The organism is Catellatospora tritici (assembly GCF_019083965.1).
Lineage (GTDB): Bacteria > Actinomycetota > Actinomycetes > Mycobacteriales > Micromonosporaceae > Catellatospora > Catellatospora tritici.
In genome coordinates this window covers 215,220-232,441 of the sequence record NZ_JAHRCY010000012.1, presented here as the reverse complement: position 1 = coordinate 232,441, position 17,222 = coordinate 215,220, and the positions used below count along the sequence as shown (strand labels likewise).

The 17,222-nt window shown below is 73.7% G+C and carries 15 protein-coding genes; 9 read left to right on the top strand and 6 right to left on the bottom strand.

Annotated elements, in window-relative coordinates; translation table 11 throughout:
- The first annotated feature begins 48 nt into the window (after positions 1-48).
- The 3 genes from KUA19_RS26535 to KUA19_RS26525 are packed head-to-tail and all read left to right on the top strand — an operon-like array spanning position 49 to position 5,663.
- Entirely contained in the window at positions 49-2,727 is a 2,679-nt protein-coding gene (locus tag KUA19_RS26535) for an AAA family ATPase (RefSeq protein WP_217400171.1), read from the top strand.
- Between the two features lie 54 nt (positions 2,728-2,781).
- Complete coding sequence (locus KUA19_RS26530) at positions 2,782-4,230, top strand: phytoene desaturase family protein (RefSeq protein WP_217400169.1); 1,449 nt, start codon at positions 2,782-2,784, stop codon at positions 4,228-4,230.
- The gene (locus KUA19_RS26525) at positions 4,227-5,663 is read left to right on the top strand and encodes a lipase maturation factor family protein (RefSeq protein WP_217400165.1); all 1,437 of its coding nucleotides are present in this window, start codon (positions 4,227-4,229) and stop codon (positions 5,661-5,663) included. The genes KUA19_RS26530 and KUA19_RS26525 overlap by 4 nt, the downstream gene beginning before the upstream one ends.
- On the opposite strand, the gene KUA19_RS26520 is transcribed toward KUA19_RS26525, so the two are convergent.
- Positions 5,664-6,359 carry an alpha/beta fold hydrolase gene (locus tag KUA19_RS26520; RefSeq protein ID WP_217400162.1) on the bottom strand — a complete coding sequence of 232 codons (696 nt, stop codon included), beginning with the start codon at positions 6,357-6,359 and terminating at the stop codon, positions 5,664-5,666.
- Positions 6,360-6,439: 80 nt separating this feature from the next.
- On the opposite strand from KUA19_RS26520, the gene KUA19_RS26515 reads away from it, so the two are divergent.
- Both KUA19_RS26515 and KUA19_RS26510 read left to right on the top strand, forming a co-directional pair.
- Positions 6,440-6,817, top strand: coding sequence for a BlaI/MecI/CopY family transcriptional regulator (locus KUA19_RS26515; protein WP_217400159.1), 378 nt, complete (start codon positions 6,440-6,442; stop codon positions 6,815-6,817).
- The gene (locus KUA19_RS26510) at positions 6,814-7,716 is read left to right on the top strand and encodes a M56 family metallopeptidase (RefSeq protein WP_217400156.1); all 903 of its coding nucleotides are present in this window, start codon (positions 6,814-6,816) and stop codon (positions 7,714-7,716) included. The genes KUA19_RS26515 and KUA19_RS26510 overlap by 4 nt, the downstream gene beginning before the upstream one ends.
- Here KUA19_RS26510 and KUA19_RS26505 read toward each other — a convergent pair.
- Positions 7,713-8,999: an MFS transporter gene (locus tag KUA19_RS26505; protein ID WP_217400153.1), complete on the bottom strand. Its 1,287-nt coding sequence runs from the start codon at positions 8,997-8,999 to the stop codon at positions 7,713-7,715. The genes KUA19_RS26510 and KUA19_RS26505 overlap by 4 nt on opposite strands.
- Positions 9,000-9,099: 100 nt before the next feature.
- A complete protein-coding gene (locus KUA19_RS26500; RefSeq protein ID WP_217400150.1) occupies positions 9,100-9,363 on the bottom strand; it encodes a DUF6458 family protein in 264 nt (87 codons plus the stop codon).
- Between the two features lie 249 nt (positions 9,364-9,612).
- On the opposite strand from KUA19_RS26500, the gene KUA19_RS26495 reads away from it, so the two are divergent.
- From KUA19_RS26495 to KUA19_RS26485, 3 genes are read left to right on the top strand one after another with little or no spacing between them, the layout of a single operon-like run.
- Complete coding sequence (locus KUA19_RS26495) at positions 9,613-10,755, top strand: extracellular solute-binding protein (RefSeq protein WP_308167660.1); 1,143 nt, start codon at positions 9,613-9,615, stop codon at positions 10,753-10,755.
- A 1-nt stretch (position 10,756) separates the two neighbouring features.
- Positions 10,757-11,803, top strand: a complete 1,047-nt coding sequence (locus KUA19_RS26490; protein WP_217400145.1) for a carbohydrate ABC transporter permease — start codon at positions 10,757-10,759, stop codon at positions 11,801-11,803.
- Positions 11,800-12,648: a carbohydrate ABC transporter permease gene (locus tag KUA19_RS26485; protein WP_308167659.1), complete on the top strand. Its 849-nt coding sequence runs from the start codon at positions 11,800-11,802 to the stop codon at positions 12,646-12,648. The genes KUA19_RS26490 and KUA19_RS26485 overlap by 4 nt, the downstream gene beginning before the upstream one ends.
- A gap of 4 nt (positions 12,649-12,652) precedes the next feature.
- On the opposite strand, the gene KUA19_RS26480 is transcribed toward KUA19_RS26485, so the two are convergent.
- Positions 12,653-14,056, bottom strand: coding sequence for an MFS transporter (locus KUA19_RS26480; RefSeq protein WP_217400142.1), 1,404 nt, complete (start codon positions 14,054-14,056; stop codon positions 12,653-12,655).
- A 93-nt stretch (positions 14,057-14,149) separates the two neighbouring features.
- Positions 14,150-14,398: a hypothetical protein gene (locus KUA19_RS26475; protein ID WP_217400140.1), complete on the bottom strand. Its 249-nt coding sequence runs from the start codon at positions 14,396-14,398 to the stop codon at positions 14,150-14,152.
- Between KUA19_RS26475 and KUA19_RS26470 the strand changes: the two genes are divergently transcribed.
- Positions 14,367-16,220, top strand: coding sequence for a tetratricopeptide repeat protein (locus KUA19_RS26470; RefSeq protein ID WP_217400137.1), 1,854 nt, complete (start codon positions 14,367-14,369; stop codon positions 16,218-16,220). The two genes, KUA19_RS26475 and KUA19_RS26470, sit on opposite strands and share 32 nt — an antisense overlap.
- A 20-nt stretch (positions 16,221-16,240) precedes the next feature.
- Here KUA19_RS26470 and KUA19_RS26465 read toward each other — a convergent pair whose 3' ends face one another.
- Positions 16,241-17,107 carry a sulfotransferase domain-containing protein gene (locus KUA19_RS26465; RefSeq protein WP_217400135.1) on the bottom strand — a complete coding sequence of 289 codons (867 nt, stop codon included), beginning with the start codon at positions 17,105-17,107 and terminating at the stop codon, positions 16,241-16,243.
- Between the last annotated feature and the right edge of the window lie 115 nt (positions 17,108-17,222).

The following is a 17,222-nucleotide window of genomic DNA, read 5'->3' as shown; positions in this document are numbered from 1 at the left end:
CCGCCGGGCCGGTCCCGATGCGCGGGGGCGCCGGAAGCGCGAGGAGCTATGGCGGAGGTCGCACTAGTCGGTCGCGCGACGCTGCTCGCGGACCTGCGGCGTCGGCTCGCCGACGGTGGCCGCGTCACCGTCACCGGTCCGGCCGGGTCCGGCCGCAGCGCCGTGGTCCTGGCCGCGATCGGCGATACGCAGCCGCACTGGCTGCTGCACCCGACCGAGGCCGACCGGCACGTGCCGTACTGCGCCCTGGCCGACCTGCTGCTGCGTCTGGACACGCAGAGCCGCCTGGACGCGCTGCCCGCACCGCAGCGGGCCGCTGTCGACGCCGTGCTCACCCGGCGGGCGGGCGAACCCGATCCGATCGCGCTGCGGCTGGCCTTGCTCGGACTGCTCCGAACGGGGCTGCTCGTCGTGGACGACGCGCACTGGCTCGACGAGCCGAGCCGCGACGTGCTGACCTATCTGGTACGCCGAGGCGGCGGCGCGCTCGGCGTGCTGGCCACCGCACGGGCCGGGCAGCCGCCGCTGCCGGGCACGACCGAGCTGCCCCTGCCACCGCTGGACCTGCCCGACGCCGTACGGCTGCTCCAGCGGCATGGGCTGCCCGCCGGCCCGGCCGCGAAGATCCACGCCGCGGCGGGCGGGAACCCGGGGCTGCTGCTGGCCGTGGGCGCCGCCACCGCCGAGGCCGAACCGTCCGCCTTCGACACCACCCTCACCCCGGCCGTGCTGGCCGTCGCCCGTGCCCAGCTCGCCGCGCTGGACCCGGGCTCGCGGGGCACGCTGCTGCTGGCCGTACTGGCCGAGCGGCCCACGGCGAAGCTGCTGCGCCGGGCCGGACGCGTCGGCGCGGCGCGCGACCTGGCCGCCGCCGAGGCCGCCGGACTGGCTACGACCGCCGCCGACGGCCGGATCGGGTTGCGCGCGGGCGTGCTGGCCGCGGTGCTCGAGCACGACGCCGACTCCGCGCAGCTGGCCGACTGCCACCGGGCGCTGGCCGCGGCCGCCCGCGACGACGGCGGTCGCCTGTGGCACACCAGCGCGGTCTGCCGCGTCCCCGACGCCGCGCTGGCCCATGAGCTCGCCCACGCGGCGGTGCTCGCGCACACGCAGGGCCGCCCGGCCCGCGCCGCCGAACTGGCGCTGCGTGCGGTGTCCCTGGCGACCGCCGACATCCCGGCCGACCGCATCGCCACGTGGCTGACCGACGCCGCCCGTGCCGCCGGGGCGGCGGGACGCACCGACCTGGTCCGCGCCGCGGTCAGCCTGCTCGACGAGGCGCCCGCGGCTCCGGCCGACCGCGCTCGGGCCCGGGTGGCCATGGCCGACGCCGCGGGTCAGGCCCTGGACGGACTCGACGACCTGCTCGCCCGCGCGCTGGCCGAGGCCGACGGCGACCACGCGCTCGTCGCCGCGGTGCGGCTGCGCCTGGCCTGGCGGGCCAACCTCAGCGAAGGCTCGCCGCGCCGGGCCGCCGGCCAGGCGCGGGCCGCCGCCCGGCACGCGCGCCTGGCCGACGACGGCCCGACCGAGGCGCTGGCCCTGACCATGCTGGCCCGGATGCAGCGCATCCTCGGCGAACCCGAGGCCGAAGCCACCCTCGCCCGCGCCCTGGACCTGCCGGACACCCCGCCCGCGTACGGGCTGCACAACTCGGCGCGGTATCTGGCGCTGCGGCATGCGTTCTTCGACGACCGCCTCGGCCAGGCCCGCGCCGGGCTGCTGGCGATGTTGCCGGTCGCCGAGGCGTCCGGCAACGCCGAGGACCTGGTCGACCTGCTGCGCTCGCTGGCCGAGGTCGAGATCCGGCTCGGGCGCGGCCAGTCGGCGCTGGGTCGGGCGCTGCGCGCGCTGCGGCTCAGCGAACGGGCCGGGCTGTCACCGGGCCCCTCCTGCTACACGGCCGCGCTGGCGGAGCTGGCCGGTGGGACCGCGCAGCGGGCCCGGACGTACGCCGAGCGGGCGGTGGCCGCGTCCGCGCAGGAGCACGACCAGGTCTACCTGGCACGGGCCTGGCACGCCGTGGGCCAGATCGAGCTGGCCTGCCGGGACACCACCGCCGCGACCCGCGCGCTGCGGCAGGTGCGGGAGCTGGACCAGCGCCAGGAGGTGCGCGACCCGTCGCTGCTGCGTTGGCACGGCGATCTCGCCGAGGCGCTGACCGGCACCGGCGAACTCGACGCGGCGCAGCTGCTGATCGCGCAGACCCGGGCGGTGGCGGGCGAGCTCCGCCGGACCGGAGTGACCGCGGCGCTGGACCGGGCCGAGGGGCTGCTGCGGTGCGCGGCGGGCGACGGCGCTCACGCGGTGGCGCTGCTGCGCCGGTCCCAGGACCGGTTCGCGCTGCTGGGCATGCCGATCGAGCGCGGGCGCAGCCTGCTGGCGCTGGCCGGGGCCGAGCGTCGGCGCCGACGCCACGCCGCGGCCCGCGAGGCGCTGCACCTGGCGGAGGAGACGTTCCACGCGGCCGCGTCGCCCGGCTGGGCCGCCCTGGCGCGCGACCGTGACCAGGGGCGGCGGGCCGAGACCGGCGACGGGCCGCCGGAGCTGACCGAGACCGAGGCGCGCATCGTGGCGCTGGCGACCGGGGGCGCGTCCAACCGGGAGATCGGGGCGACGCTGTTCCTGAGCGTGAAGACGGTCGAGGCGACGCTGACCCGGCTGTACCGGCGGACCGGGGTGCGCTCGCGGGCGCAGCTGCACCACCTGCTGCGCCCGGGTGCCTGACCGGGCGCAGGTGTGCCGAACCGGCTCGCCGGGTACGGGAGGGGCGGAGGCGCGATGACCGGCACCGAACTCGACGCCGTGGTGGTCGGCACCGGCCCGAACGGCCTGGCCGCCGCGGTCACCCTGGCCCGCGCCGGGCTGCGCGTGGCCGCGTACGAGGCGGCTGACACCGTCGGCGGCGGGGCGCGCACGGAGTGGCTGACCCTGCCCGGCTTCCGGCACGACCCGTGCTCGGCGGTGCACCCGCTGGGCGTGAGTTCGCCGGTGCTGCGCTCGTGGCCGCTGCACGACTACGGCCTGACCTGGTTGGAACCCGAGGTGGCGTTGGCGCACCCGTTCCCGGACGGGACGGCGGCGGTGCTGGACCGGTCCGTGGCGCGCACCGCCGCCTCGCTCGGCGCCGACGCGCAGCCGTACCGACGCCTGGTCGCGCCGTTCCTGGGCCGCTGGGACGAGCTCGCCCCGGACGTGCTGCGCGCCCCGCTGGACGGGCTGCCCCGGCACCCGCTGCTGCTGGCGCGGTTCGGCACGCGGGCGGCGCTGCCCGTCGCGCTGCTGGCACGCCGGTTCAGGGGGCCGCGGGCCAGGGCGCTGCTGGCCGGGCTGGGCGCGCACGTCATGGCCCCGCTGACCTCGCCCGCGACCGGCGGGGTGGCGCTGCTGTTCGCGCTGGCCGCGCACCGGTTCAGCTGGCCGGTGCCGCAAGGCGGGTCACAGCGGTTGTCCGAGGCGCTGTCGGGCTACCTGCAGGTGCTGGGCGGCAAGGTGTACACCGGACACCTGGTGCGCAGCCTGGACGAGCTGCCGTCGGCGCGGGCGTACCTGCTCGACGTGTCGCCGCGCGCGCTGGCCGAGCTGGCGGGGGACCGGCTGCCGCCGCGGTTCGCGTCGCGGATGCGCCGCTACCAGCCCGGTCCCGGGGTCTTCAAGATTGACTACGCGTTGGCGGGACCGGTTCCGTGGACGGCCGATGCGGCCCGGAGGGCGGGCACGGTCCATGTCGGGCCCTCGTACGCCGACATCGCCGCGTCCCTGCGCGCGGTGCGCGACGGCCGTGCCCCCGAGCGGCCCTACCTGATCGCGGCCCAGCCGAGCCTGGTCGACCCGACCCGGGCCCCGGCCGGGCAGCACGTGCTCTGGGTGTACGCGCACGTGCCCAACGGCTGGACCGGCGACCTCACCGGGCCGATCGAGGCGCAGCTGGAGCGGTTCGCGCCAGGGTTCCGTGATCTTGTGCTGGCTCGCGCGGTGGCAGGAACCGCCGAGGTCGCGCGGCGCAACCCGAACAACCTCGGCGGCGACATCGCCAACGGGCGGGCCGACGGGCTGAGATTGCTGCTGCGTCCGAGCGCGGCACCGGTTCCGTACGCGACCCCGGACCCGGCCGTGTTCCTGTGCTCGGCGGCGACCCCGCCCGGTCCGGGCGTGCACGGCATGTGCGGTTACCACGCGGCCCGGACCGCCCTGCGCCGCGTCTTCGGCATCGACCTCGACGGGCCATGACCGTGGACTGGTTCACCGCGCCGGAGTACTGGTGGGGCAGGTTGCTGTTCCAGCGCGGCCTGGCCGGGATCTACCTGTGCGCGTTCCTGGTGGTGGTGAACCAGTTCCGGCCCCTGCTGGGCGAACGGGGCCTGACGCCGGTGCCGGACTACCTGGCCTACACGCCGTTCCGGCGTTCGCCGAGCCTGTTCCACTGGCGCTACTCCGACCGGCTGCTCGCGGTGGTCGCCTGGACCGGGACGGCGGTGTCGGCGGCGCTGCTGGTCGGCGTCGGCGACCTGGTTCCGGTATGGGCGGCGATGGCGCTGTGGCTGCTGCTGTGGGCGCTGTACCTGTCCATCGTCAACGTCGGCCAGCTGTGGTACTCGTTCGGCTGGGAGAGCCTGCTGCTGGAGGCCGGGTTCCTGGCCGTGTTCCTGGGCAACGCGCGGGTCGGGCCACCGCTGCTGATGCTGTGGCTGCTGCGCTGGCTGCTGTTCCGGCTGGAGTTCGGCGCCGGCCTGATCAAGATGCGCGGCGACCGGTGCTGGCGCGACCTGACCTGCCTGTACTACCACCACGAGACCCAACCGATGCCCGGCCCGCTCAGCCGCCTGTTCCACCTGCTGCCCAGGCCGCTGCACAAGGTGGAAGCGGCCGCCAACCACGTGGTCCAGCTCGTCGTCCCGTTCGGCCTGTTCCTGCCGCAGCCCGTCGCCACCGTCGCGGCGGGCTGCATCATCGTCACCCAGCTGTGGCTGGTCGCCTCCGGCAACTTCTCCTGGCTGAACTGGATGGCGATCATCCTGGCCGCCTCGGCCCTGGACCTGTCCGGAGCACTGGGCACCGGCCCGACCGCGACCGCCCCCACCTGGTACGCGGTGGCGGTGCTGGCGGTGACCGCGCTGGTGCTGGTGCTGAGCTATCGTCCGGCGCGCAACCTGCTGTCGCGGCGGCAGGTGATGAACGCCAGCTTCGACCGGCTGCACCTGGTCAACACGTACGGCGCGTTCGGCAGCGTCACCCGGGTGCGCCGCGAGATCGTCCTCGAGGGCACCGACGCGACCGAGCTCACCCCGGACACCGTGTGGCGCGAGTACGGCTTCAAGGGCAAACCCGGCGACCTGCGCCGCCTGCCACCGCAGGTGGCGCCCTACCACCTGCGGCTGGACTGGCTGATGTGGTTCGCCGCGCTGTCGCCCGCCTATGCCGAGCCGTGGCTGCTGCCGCTGCTGCACAAGCTGCTCGACGGCGACCGGCCGACGCTGCGGCTGCTGCGCACCGACCCGTTCCCCGACAAACCGCCTGTCTTCGTACGCGCCCTGCTCTACCGCTACCGCTTCACCACCCGGGCCCAGCACCGCGAGACCGGCCGGCGCTGGCAGCGCACCCTGATCGGCGAGTTCGTGCCCCCGATCGCCCTGCGGCAGGGGCAGCGCCGCCGCGTCCGGTGACTACGGCGCGACGTCGTCCAGGAACCCGCGTACCGCGCCGAGGAACCGCCGCGGCTGCTGCCCGTGCACCAGATGCCCGGCCTCGATGGTGCACAGCCTGCCCTGTGGCAGCGCGCCCGCCAACTCGGTGATCGTCTCCTGGCGTACGTGGCTGGTCGGCCCGCCCGCGACCAGCAGCGTCGGCACCCCGATGGTGCGGGCCTCGTCGCGCCAGCCCGGGTCGGGGGCGTCGATCTGTCCGCGCAGCGCGAGCACCGCGTTCCAGTCGAACGGCAGCTCGCCGTCGGGGCGCTGCGGCGGGACGGGGGTGCGCGGGTACATCAGTCCCGCGTCCTCGACCACCAGGGCGCGCAGCCGGTGCGGGTGCCGGGCGGCGAACAGGTACGCCACCACGCCGCCGAGCGAGTGCCCGACCAGGACGATCCGGTCCAGTCCGAGCGCGTCGAGCAGTTGGGCCAGGTCGGCCACGAGCAGGTCGATCGAGTACGCGTCGGCGCGGTCGCTGCGGCCGTGGCCGCGCTGGTCGACGGCGTACACCCGGAAGCGGTCGGACAGGCCCGCCGCGACGGTGTCCCAGTCGCCGGGGCCGCCACCGCCGATGCCGTGCAGCAGCACCAGCGGCACCGCGCCCGGCTCGCCCCAGGCCCGGTACGCCAGCCGCACCCCCGCCGCGTCCACCAGCTCGTAGTGGGTCATGGTCATGAACCTAACGCGGCGGCGCGCCCACGCCCACGGGGATGTCCGGACGCGGCGGCAGGGCTGGCTATCGTGCACCCATGACGGACACCGACGGGCGCAAGCGTGCCGCCGGCGAGCTGGAGGCCGAGGTGATGGCCGTGCTCTGGGCGGCCGGGGGGCCGATGACCCCGGCGCAGGTACAGGCGCGGCTCGAGCCGGGGCTGGCGTACAACACGGTGCAGACGATTTTGACCCGGCTGGCCGACAAGCGGCTGGTGTCGCGGACGCAGGTGGGGCGGGCGCACGCGTACCAGCCGGTGCTGGACGAGGCGGCGTCGGCGGCGGCGCGGTTGCGCGCCACGTTGGACGCCTCCGGCGACCCGGCGCTGGTGCTGCGCCGTTTCGCCGAGTCGCTGGACAGCGAGGAGGCGAGGCTGCTGCGCGAGCTGCTGCGTACGCAGGTGGAGCGGCCGTGAGGACCTGGGTGTACCTGCCCCTGCTGCTGTCGGGCATGGTGCCCTGGCTGGTGCGCTGGACCGCCACCCGGGTGTCACCGGCGACGGCGGTGCGTACCGCGGCGGCGGCCGCGGCGGCCGCCGCCGGGACGTGGGTGTGCTGCCTGGCGCTGCTGGCGTTGACCTTCTGCGATGACCTGCCGCCGCTGTCGGCGTTCGACCGCCGCCCCGACCTCGGCCTGCCGAAACCGGTTCCGGACGTGGTGGCCCTGGCCGCCGCCGCGGCGCTGGCGGTCGGGTTGGCCCGCCTGGTGCGCGAGGTGGTGCGCCGCCGCCGGGTGCTGCGCGAGCTGCGTGGAGCCGGGCGGCCGAACGGTGGCCTGGTGGTGGCGGACTGGACGGAGCCGTTCGCGGTCGCGGTGCCTGGCCGCCCCGGCCGCTCGGGGCACCTGCTGGTGACCTCGGGGATGCTGCGGCTGCTGGACGCACAGGAGCGCCGGGTGCTGTTCGCCCATGAGCAGTCGCACCTGCGTCGCCGTCATCACCACTGGGTCGCCGTCGCGGTCTGGTCGGCGGCGTTGAGTCCGCTGCTGAAACCGCTGTCGGCGCAGGTGGCGCATGCGACGGAGCGGTGGGCCGACGAGGACGCCGCGATACAGGTGGGCGATCGGCACCTGGTGGCGCGGGCTGTGGCGAAGGCGTCGCTGGCGGGCGGCGTACGGCGGCTGGAACCGGCGATGGCACTGCACGGATCGGGTGCGGTGGCCCGGGTGCGAGCCCTGCAGCAACCGTGTCGGCAGAGCAGGCTGTGGGCGGTGGCCGGGGTGGTCGGCTGGTGTGCGCTGCTGCTGGGTGCCACAGCCGTGGCGCTGGCCGAGTTCGGGGACGTCGCGCGGGCCTGGTTGACGCAGCTGGGTTAGCGACGGGTCGGCACCCGGTCGGCGAGGTCGCCGGTGGGGCGCGGGCTGGGACGGCGGGCCGGTTTGGCAGGTGCCGGGCGCCCGGACGGATCGTGGCCGAAGGCGCGCAGCAGCAGCGCGTCGTAGGCCAACCCCAGTACCGCCGCGGCGATCAGCGGGGTGGCGACCGCGGCCGGCGGCGGGATGGTCAGCGCGGTGGCGGCCAGCGGACTGGTGGTCACCGCGATGCTGCGCGCCGCGCTGGTGAGGCTGGCGGTGGCGGTGCGCTGCGAGGGGGCGACGATCGCGGCGGTGAACGCCTGCCGGGCCGGTACGTCGATCTTCGACAGGGCGCACCGGCTGATCAGCAGCGCGGCCGCGGCCGCATAGGTCGGCGCGAACGCGACGGACAGCAGCAGCAGGTTGGACACCGCGTGTGGCCACAGCATCGCGGGCAGCAGGCCACGCCGGGCGGCCAGGGCAGGGGCGGCGAGCTGGGCCAGCGCGGCGGCCAGGTTCATGGCGAAGAACAGCAGGCCCAGGCCGCTGAGGGCGACGCCGTACCGCTCGTGCAGCCACCAGGCGAGCAGCGCCTGCACGACGAGTCCGCCCGCGAACGCGTCGAGTCCGAACAGGGCGGCCAGGGTGCGGGCCCGTGCCGGGACGCCCTCGGTGACGGGGCGGGTGCCGTGGCGGCGGGCGGGCGCCTCGGCCTGCGGGGACATGCGGGCGACGAGCAGGCCGACGGCGAGGGCGAGCACCGCGTACAGGGTGAACGCGTGCTGTCCGGCGTGGGCGGTGTCGACGGAGGCGAGTCCGGCCGCGCCCAGGCCACCGAGTGCGCCGGCAAGCTGGGCGGTGACGTTGTACCAGGTGAACACGCGGGTGTGACCGTCGGCGGGGGTGCTGTGCGCGAGCACGGCCTGCTCGACGCCGCTGAACGGGGTGTTGTCGTTGGTGGAGGGTGACACCGTGCCGACGAACGCCGCCACGAGCAGTAGCGGGTAGCTGTGGCAGGTGGCGAAGACGGCACCGGCGGCGGCCATGAGCAGGGCACTGACGAGCAGGCTGGCGCGGCGGCCGCAGCGGTCGGCGCAGGTGGCCATGACGACGGTGCCGGTGACGCTGCCCGCGCACGCGACGGCGATGAGCACGCCGATCTGGGTGGGGGAGAAGCTGTCGGCGGTGAGCCGGGCGGCCAGCAGCACGCTGGTGCAGCCGAAGCCGAAGGTGCGCAGCGCGCGAGCGGCGATGATGCGGCGGCTGTCGGGGTGCAGTGCTGGCGTGCGGACCGGTGCGAGCATCAAATGATGATGAAACACCACCAATGCGGACTAACTCCGACACGCCGTAGGAGCAGCCGCCGCGCCCATCGGGCGCGGCGGCATGCCGGCCGGATACGAATCAGATCTCGGTGCGCTCCTCGACCCGGTAGTCCGCCGCGTCGCGCGTGACGACCGGGTCGCGGGTGACGACGGGGTCGCGGCTGACCACGGTGCGGCTGCGGCGGGGACCCCAGATGAACGCGGTGAAGATGAGACCCAGCGCACCGCCGATCATGAGAATCCAGCCGACGACGTCGATGTCGACGCCGCCGATGTGGAAGTCCAGGGCGAACGCGAAGATCGCGCCGATGACGATCAGGAAGATGCTGGCGCCGATACCCATGGCGGCCTCCTTTGCTGATTGCGAGCGTTGGTTTCGCTCCTGCGGATACCCGCTCGCATGCCCGGGAAACGGATCGGGCCGGGTGGCGTGTCGGTGTCACCCTCCATAGCGGCACCAAACGTGCTATATCAACAGCGGAGGTGCGCAACCGTCTTGAGATCGGCGAAACGGCGCCGGGCCCGGTGGGTCGCGGCCTGCGGCGCGTTGCTTTCGCTCGCGGCCTGCGGCGGCGGCTTCGGAGGTGGGCCCGTGGCGCAGCAGACCGGCCCGGCGCGGCTGCGGGTCCTCATCGCATCCTCGGGCTCGGCCGAGACGAAGGCGGTCACCGACGCCGCGGCGGCGTGGGCCACCGCCACGGGCAACACCGCCGAGGTCATCCCCGCCCAGGACCTGCAGCAGCAGCTCGGCCAGGCGTTCGCCGGGGGCTCGCCGCCGGACGTGTTCTACGTCGATGCGGCCCGCTTCGCCGACTACGCCGGACTCGGCGCGCTGGAGCCGTACGCCGAACACCTGCCGCGGGCGGCGGACTTCTATGACAGCCTGCGCAGCGCCTTCACTCGCGACGGCAGGTTCTACTGCGCCCCGAAGGACTTCGCCACCCTCGCCCTGGAGATCAACGAAGGGCTGTGGCGGCAGGCCGGACTGACCGAGGCGGACGTGCCGCGTGACTGGGACGGGCTGCGCGCGACCGCCGTCCGGCTGCGCGCGGCGGGGTTCACCCCGCTGGTGCTCGGCGACGCCTTCGACCGCATCGGCGCGTTCATGGTCCAGTCCGGCGGCTGGCTGGTCAGCCCCGACGGCAGGCGGGCCATCGCGGACAGTCCGCAGAACCTGCGGGCGCTGCGGTACGTCCAGGACCTGCTGCGCTCCGGGCTGGCCGACTACCCCAAGCAGGTCGACGCGGGCTGGGCGGGCGAGGCCTTCGGTCGCGGCGTGGCCGCGATGACCGTCGAGGGCAACTGGATCAAGGGCGCCCTGGCCAAGGACTATCCCGGCGTCGAGTACACCGTGCACGAGCTGCCGGTCGGACCCGCCGGACCGGGCACGCTGCTGTCGACCACCTGCTGGGGCATCGCCGCCCGCAGCCGGTTCAAGGCCCAGGCGGTCTCCTTCGTCGAGGCGATGACCGCCGCCGACCAGCAGCTCGCCTTCGCCGACGCGTACGGCGTGATGCCCTCGCTGCGCAGCGCCCGCGACCGTTACCTGCGGCGCTTCCCGGCCGATGCCGCCTTCCTGGCCGGGGCCGACCACGCCCGCGGCCCGGTCAACGCCCCCAGGGTCAGCCGGGTGCTGGCCGACTTCGACAGCCGGTTGCAGGACCTCGCGGCCGCCAGCCCCGCGGCGATGCTGGCCCGTCTCCAGCGCAACCTCACCGCCGTCCTCCCGGGCTGACATGCGCACCGCACGCCGCCGCAGCGGCACCAGGGCCAACGAAGCCGCCGCGGGCTGGCTGTTCACCGCACCGGTTCTGGCCATCCTGGGCCTGTTCCTGGTGTTGCCGATCGTCATGGCGCTCTGGGTGAGCCTCACCGGCTGGAACGGACAGGGCAGCCCGTTCGCGCCCGGGGTGCCGTTCGTCGGCCTGTCCAACTACACCGACCTGTTCACACAGGAGGGGCTGGCGCGCGAGAACTTCATGGTCAGCATCCGCAACAACCTGTACTACGTGGCGGCCGCCGTGCCGGCCCAGACCGTGCTCGCGCTGGCCCTGGCGCTGGCGGTCAACCGGCGTGGGCTGCGGGGCAGGTCGTTCTTCCGGACCGCCTTCTACTTCCCGTCGGTCACCAGCTCCGTGGCGATCAGCGTGGTGTTCCTGTTCCTGTTCGCCAACTCGGGCGCGGTCAACGCGCTGCTGGCATACCTCGGGATCAACGGCCCGGCCTGGTTCACCGATCCGCGCGGGCTGCTGCACCTGACCCTGGGCGGCCTCGGCCTGGTCGACCTGGCGCACCCGCCGCAGGCGCTCACCTCGTCCGGCCCGTTCGGGCTGTCCTGGTGGGAGTGGCTGTCCGGGCCCAGCGTGGCGATGACCACCATCATCGCGCTCGCCGTCTGGACCACCAGCGGCACCTTCATGCTGATCTACATCGCCGCGTTGCAGGACATCCCGGTCCAGGTCGAGGAGGCGAGCCTGGTCGACGGCGCGAACGCCTGGCAGCGGCTGGTGCACGTGACCCTGCCGATGCTGAAACCGGCCACCTTCCTGGTGGTCACGCTGGGCCTGATCGGCACCTGGCAGGTCTTCGACCAGATCTACGTGATGAGCCAGGGCAACCCGGCGGGCACCACGCTCACCCCGGCGTTTCTGTCCTACCGCACCGCGTTCCGCGACTTCGAGTACGGCTCCGGCGCCGCCGTCTCGTTCGTCCTGTTCCTGATCATCGTGGCGATGACGCTGGTGCAGCACTGGATCATGCGTGACCGGGACGAGTCGTCGTGAGCCGTGCCGCCGGTGCGCGCGCCGTGCTCCGCGCCGTGTTCAGCTACCTCCTGCTGGGCTTCTTCTCGCTGGTCTTCGTGTACCCGTTCGTCATCCAGACCGCGAACTCGTTCAAGACCGAGCCGGACGCCGCCGCCCACCCGCTGTCGCCCATCCCCGACCCGTTCACCACCGAGGCGTTCGCGAAGATCTTCGACAGCACCGAGTTCCCGCTCTGGCTGGCCAACTCCGTCCTGGTCACTCTGCTGGTCACCGCGGGTCGGGTGTTCCTGGACTCGCTGGCCGGATACGCCCTGGCCCGGTTGAGCTTCCGCGGTCGCGGGGCGATCAGCGCCGGGCTGGTGGCGGTGATGGCGGTGCCCGGCGTCGTCCTGCTGATCCCGAAGTTCCTGGTCCTCAACGGGCTGGGCATCTACGACACGTACGCCGCGCTGGTGCTGCCGGTGCTCGCCGACGCGGCGGGAGTGTTCATAATGCGCCAGTTCTTCCGCACCGTGCCGCCGAGCATCGAGGAGGCGGCCCGGATCGACGGGGCGGGCACGTTCCGCATCTTCTGGTCGGTGGTGCTGCCGATGGCCCGGCCCGCCCTGATCACGCTTACGATCCTGTCGTTCCAGAGCTCCTGGAACGAGTTCCCGCACACCCTGGTGGCGGTGCAGAACCCGCAGCTGTACACGCTGCCCCGGGGGGTGGCGAACCTGGTCACCGGTGCCCTGGGCGCGGGCACGCAGTACCCGCTCAAGCTCGGTGCGGCCCTGCTGGCCACGATCCCGGTGGCCGTCATCTTCTTCGCGCTGCAGCGCTACTTCGTGCGCGGGGCGACCGAGGGCGCCAGCAAGGAGTGAGCCGTCAGTCGGCGGCGGGCGGTGCCGGGGTGCGCGGCAGGTGGCTCGCCACGTACAGCCCGATCAGCGCCACCAGGCCGAGCACGGCCATGGCCAGCCCGTACGACCGCTCCGGGGTCACCGTGATCCCGGCGACGAGGATGGTGCCCGCCACCGCGGTGCCCAGCGACGAGCCGAGATTGGAGACGCTGCGGGACAGGCCGGAGATCTCGCCCTGCTGGTTGTCGGCGAAGGCGGACTGCACCACGTTGACCGAGGGGGTCAGCATCAGGCCCAGGCCGAGGCCGATGAGCAGCAGGCCCGGCGCGAAGGCCCACGGGCTGGGCGTCCCGGTCACCAGCGCGAGCAGGATGGCGACGCCGACGGCGGTGAGCACGAACCCGGCCTGGATGAGCCTGCGCTGCGGGTGCCTGCGGGCCAGGCGTTCGGCGGCCAGTGACGTGGCGAGCAGGCCCGCGGTGGTGGCGGTGAAGATGATGCCGGTCTGGATCGGGTCGTAGCCGCGTACGACCTGGAGGAAGGCCGACACGACGAAGGACGTGCCGGTGAGCACCAGCCACTGGGCGTTCTGGGTGACCAGGCCCAGGTTGGAGGTGCGGTTGCGGAACAGGGAGGTCGACAGCAGGGGCTCCTGCCCGGCGCGTTCTTTGGCCCGTACCGACCGGAAGAACAGCGCGAGCAGCAGCACTCCGGCGGCGATCAGGGCCAGCATGACCCACAGGTTGTTGTCGGCGGCGAGGATGCCCGACACGATGAGGACCAGACCGGCCGCCGACAGCACGGCGCCCTTGGTGTCGAACGGCCTGGTCGGGTCCGGCGGCAACGGATCGTTGATTTTGCGGCTGAGCAGCACGATCGCGGCGATCACGAGCGCCTGGAACACGAACGCCCAGCGCCAGCCCAGCGTCGAGGCGATCAGGCCGCCGATGAGCGGACCCGCGGCGGCGCCGATGCCGCCCAGCGCGCTGATCGCGCCGAAGGCGCGGGCCCGGTTGGCGACGCCGGTGAACACCAGCGTGGTCAGGATGTAGACCGGCGGGATCAGCAGGGCGGTCCCGACGCCCTCGAAGATCGAGTTGCCGAGGATGAGCACGCCCAAGCCGGGTGAGGCGGCGCTCATCAGGGCGCCGATGCCATAGAGGATCAGTCCGGCGAGGAAGCAGCGCTTGCGACCGTACTTGTCGGTGAGCTTGCCGCCGGGGATCATGAGCGCGGCCATCACCAGCAGGAAGACGGTGATGGCGATCTGGACGCCCTGGACCGTGGTGTTCAGGTCCTGGCTGATGTCGTTGATCATCACGTTCATGTTGGAGCCGGCGAAGCTGCAGATGAATTGCGCCAGCGCCAGCGGCACCAGGATCTGCCGCAGCGCAGGGGAGAACCGCCCGGCCGGCGCGGGCTCAGCCATGGCAACCTCCCGAGTGATCCGGCCTTTCGTCCAGGATCACCGCAAACCATCCGCAACGATGCCGGAACGCGCGTATTCGGCCGGCGGCCGAGCTCAACGCGAGTTGTTCCGCCACACCTGCGCGGTCTCCCGGTGTACGCTGCCCTGCCACAGCAGCGCGGGCCCGGCGCACAGCGAGATGAACCCGGCGAAGAAGCTGATGCCGATCCACGGGTCGGACGGGGCGTCCTCCTCCACCGTCGCGAAGGCGTGGCCGAAGAAGTAGACCGCCGAGGCCACGAGCACCCCCAGGAGCAGCAGGCCCGAGATCGTGAACGCGATCGGGGACCAGGGCCGCAGCATCGTCACCACCCGTCGCCGCGACGCCCAGGTGCTGCGCCCCGACGCCCGGGTCGTGCCGGTCGGCATGTTCAGCGCCGCCGAGTCGGTCGACTACCTGCGCGATCGCCTGTCCGTGCCCGCCGGTCCGAGCGCTCCGACCGACGCCGAGCTGGCGGACCTGGCCGCCGCTCTCGGTCACTTTCCACTGGCGTTGTCGCAGGCCGCGGCCTTCCTGATCGACAGCCGGACCAGCGCGGCGGCATACCGGCGGCTGCTGGACGACCGGCGTGAGCGGCTGGTCGATCTGTTCCCGTCGTCGTCTCGGGCCGATGGGCACGACCGGACCGTGGCGAGCACCTGGCAACTGGCCGCCCAGCGGGCGGCGGTGCTGGCCAAGCCGGGCACCGCGCAGCGGATGCTGGGACTGGTGTCGGTGCTGGCACCGGAGGGGGTGCCGCAGGACGTGGTGCTGACCGCCGCCGCCTGCGACTGGGTCGGCGGCACGCCGCGCGAGGCGTTGGCGGCGCTGCGGGCCTTGCACCGGCTCAGCCTGGTCACCCACGACGGCGCGACCGTGGCCACGCACGCGCTGGTACAGCGGGCGGTGTTGGAGACGGTGCCGGAGCAGGCGGCACTGGCCGAGGCCGCGGCCGACGCGCTGGAGCAGGCATGGGCGGCCGATGGCGGTGGCCGCCTGGCGGCCCTGTTCGACAGCGTGGCCGCGCTACGGCGCGCCGCCGGGGAGCAACTGTGGCGCGGCGGCATGCACCCGGTGCTGCGCCGCGTCGGGGAGTACCTGCTGGGGCTGGGCCGGACGGCCGCAGCCCGGGAGGCGGTCGGGACGCTGCTGCGGCAGGCCCGCGAGTGCCTCGGCGAGCAGCACCGCGACGTGCTGTTCCTACGGATGCAGCTGGCTTGCGCCGACGGTGAGCTGGGCGAACTCGCGCAGGCGCACGGGGAGCTGGTCGAGGTGTGCCGCGAAGCCCGGCGGCTGCTCGGCGCCGACCACCCGGACACCTTCGAGATGCGCCTGAACGAGGCGCGGCAGCGGCTGGATCTGGGCGCCGTCATGGACGCGTTGGCCGATCTGGTGATACTGGTCGACGACGCGTCCGCCGTGCTCGGGGCGCGGCACCTGACGGTACTGGTCGCCCGCCGCAGCATCGCGCTGTGCCGAGGTCTGTCGGGGGACCCGGACGCGGCACGTGCCGGTTGCGCCGAGATAGTCGCCGATCTCGCCGAATCGATGGGACCGGCGCGCCTGGACACGTTGATCGCCATGTCGCAGCTCGGCCGGTGGGTGGGGGAGACCGGCGACGCCGAGGGCGCGGTGCGGACGTACGCCGAGGCGGTGGCGGGGTTGGCGGAGGCGGTCGGACGGCTGCATCACGAAACGCTGTCGGCGCGGCACAACCTGGCCTACTGGCGTGCCCTGGCCGGCCGCCCCGCCGAGGCGGTGCACGAGTTCACCATCGCGGCCGCCGACGCGCAGGCGGCCCTGGGGCCGCGGCATCCGACCACGCTGACGTTCCAGGCCAACCTCGCCTACTGGCGTGGCCGCTCCGGCGCCGCGGCCGAACAGGAGTTGGCCGCGGTCGGTGCGGTGGTGGGCGAGGTGATGGGCCTCGATCGTCCCCGGATGCTGCGGATCCGCCAGCCGCTGGCCGAACTGCGCCACGACGGCGGGGATCCGGCCGGGGCGGTGGTCGACCTCACCGAGGTCCTCGCCGACATGCGGCGGGTCCAGGGGGCTGCCCATCCGCGTACCCAGGAGGCAGTCGCCCTGCTGGCGCACTGGTCCGAACTACCGACGCGTCAGGGGCAGGGCACCCGGTCGGCTTGACCGGACAGATCTTTCCCGGCTCAGTCGGCGGGGTAGCCGAGCCGCTCCGCGAGGTCGCCGTAGCGCGCGCGGAACGCGCTGCGGTGCCGCTCGGTGAAGTGGTTGCGCCAGTCGCCGGGCACGCCTTTGCGGTAGTGGTTCATCTCGTCGACCTCACCCGGCCGCCGGTCCGAGTAGGACAGCCGGGTGAACGTGTGGTGGCCGACCGCGAGCGGCACGTACGCCCGGGGCAGCCGCCCTAGCGTCGGCCAGGGCAGTGCGCGGCGCACCCGGGCCCGGCCGGGCTCGGCCCGCAGTGCGCCAAGGCGCCAGCGCAACGCCGCGGCGCCGACCCACTCGCCGATCGCTGCGGGCGGTATCAGCAGGCCGTAGTGCTCGAAGATCCGGGTCCACGCGGCCACCGGGTCGTCGATCTGCTCCTCCATGCGCAGCTCCAGGACCTCCGGCTGGTGGTAGTCCCAGGTGTTCATGTGGTCGAGGAAGTAGCCGCTGAACTCGATCTCCTCCAGCATGCCCGCCGACATGTCCAGTTCCACCAGCCGCTTGCGGTGGTCGATCAGTTCGTGCCAGGTCACCCCCAGCGCCTGCACGGCGTGGGTGTTGCGGTGACTGAAGTAGCCGGAGACCACGATGTCGCGAGGATCGCGGATGACGTTCACGGTGCGCCGCGGCGGCAGCGTCTCGTAATGCTTCTGCTGGATGTTGGTCAGCGACAGCAGGTCGACCCGCTCCTGTCGGACGAGCTCGGCCAGCGAGCCGTAGGGCGCCCACTGCTCCGGTGCGATCACCGTGACCATGTTCAGGCCGAGCAGCGCGGCGGCCTCCCGCAGGATGCTCCGGGACCAGCTGGAGGCGGCCTTGTGACGGCCGGAGTAGACGAGCAGCACGCGGCGACCCCCTGGACCGCTCGGCGGTGTCGGGCCGGGGCAGCGCCGCCGACCCGGTGACAACGCATCGAGATGTGTCGAGGAAGCATTCTTGCAACATTGTTAACTGATAAGC